At 59.6% G+C, this 401-nt stretch carries 1 pseudogene; it reads left to right on the top strand.

Annotated features, from left to right (window positions below):
- Positions 1-401, top strand: a pseudogene (locus tag KGA66_RS32605) (mechanosensitive channel MscK); the annotation flags it as partial.

Below are 401 nucleotides of genomic sequence, written 5' to 3'. Positions count from 1 at the left end.
GTCCAGGGCCGCGCCGCGGATCTCCCCGATCGGGCAGAGGTGCAGAGCCAGCTCAATACGTTAAACAAGCAAAAAGAACTGACTCCGCAGGACAAACTGGTCCAGCAGGATCTGACTCAGACGCTGGAAACGCTGGATAAAATCGAGCGTATCAAAAGCGAGACGGCACAGCTGCGACAGCAGGTCGAGCAGGCGCCGGCGAAGCTGCGCCAGGCGGTGGAGAGCCTCAATAACCTGAGCGATGTCCCGAACGACGACGCGACGCGCAAAACGCTAAGTACGCTCTCCCTGCGTCAGCTGGAGTCGCGCGTCACCCAGACGCTGGACGATCTGCAGAATGCGCAAAACGATCTGGCGACCTATAACAGCCAACTGGTTTCCCTGCAAACGCAGCCGGAACG

This window comes from Actinocrinis puniceicyclus, assembly GCF_018283645.1.
GTDB classification, from domain to species: domain Bacteria; phylum Actinomycetota; class Actinomycetes; order Streptomycetales; family Catenulisporaceae; genus Actinocrinis; species Actinocrinis puniceicyclus.
Note: the sequence above shows the minus strand (reverse complement) of the source record. Positions and strands in the feature narration are given on the sequence as shown.